Genomic DNA, 969 nt, shown 5'->3' with positions numbered 1-969 from the left:
GATCGGCCCATAGAACCAGAAGGGCCGCTCGTGCTGGGCGTCCTGGCCGGCGAAGCGCTGGATGTGCTCGTGCCAGAAGAAGAAGTTCCAGAAGTCCGGATCGCGGTGGGCCACCAGCAGCGCCCAGGGCGCCACCACCAGGGCCGCGACGACGACCGCCACGGGGCCGCGGCAGATCAGCTCCAGGAACCGGCGTTGCCAGAGGAAGAAGGGCACGGCCACCAGCACGGGCAGCACCAGGGCGAGGAAGCCCTTGGTCAGCAGGCCGCAGCCGCAAGCCAGGCCGAGCAGTGCCCAGTTGCCCAGGGCGGCGCTGCGGGTCGTGGCGGCCTGCGCCTGCCACAGGGCGAGCAGCGCCAGGGCCATCCAGAGGGCGAACTGGGCGTCGAGGGTGACGTAGGTGGCCAGGCCCGCCACGGCGACGCAGGACAGATAGAGCACCCCGGCGAGCAGGGCCAGGGTGCGGTCCTGCCAGATCAGGCGGGTCAGGCGCACCACCAGGGCTGCGGTGGCGAGACTGGCCAGCAGCGGCACCAGGCGCACGCTGAGCAGCGAATCGCCGAGCCAGGCCTGGGCGATGGCCTGGGTCCAGTAGCCACCGATGGGCTTCTCGAAGTACGGCAGGCCGAGGAAGTGCGGCACCACCCAATCACCACGGCGCCAGAGTTCCTGGGCGATCTGCGCATAGCGCGATTCGTCCGGAATCCACAGGCCGCGCCAGCCGAGTGGCAGCACATAGGCCAGCAGCGCCAGCGGCAGCAGGGCGAGCAGGCGCCGACGACTCATGCCTGTACCCCTAGCCAGCCCTGGCGTCCGGCCAGGCTGCCGCGGATCAGGTTGCCCGCCGGCAACTGGCGCGGATCGGCCGGCAGGCGATCGCCCAGGGTGAGGAAGAGCACGCCCTGCTCCCGCGCGGCCTTGAGCAGGGCGCGGAAATCCTCGGCGAAGGCGATGCCTTCCACCTCGGCA

General features: G+C 71.1%; 1 protein-coding gene and 1 pseudogene. Both read right to left on the bottom strand.

Annotated features, from left to right (window positions below):
• On the bottom strand, positions 1–786 hold a 786-nt coding region (locus RND78_RS27795), incomplete at its 3' end, for a phospholipid carrier-dependent glycosyltransferase (protein WP_312733446.1).
• Positions 783–969, bottom strand: a pseudogene (locus tag RND78_RS27790) (4-deoxy-4-formamido-L-arabinose-phosphoundecaprenol deformylase); the annotation flags it as partial. The gene RND78_RS27795 and the pseudogene RND78_RS27790, both read right to left, overlap by 4 nt.

Source organism: Pseudomonas oryzihabitans (genome assembly GCF_032027545.1).
In the GTDB taxonomy this organism is placed as follows: Bacteria; Pseudomonadota; Gammaproteobacteria; order Pseudomonadales; family Pseudomonadaceae; genus Chryseomonas; species Chryseomonas oryzihabitans_F.
The sequence above is the reverse complement of the archived record's forward strand: the minus strand, read 5'-3'. Positions and strand labels throughout refer to the sequence as shown.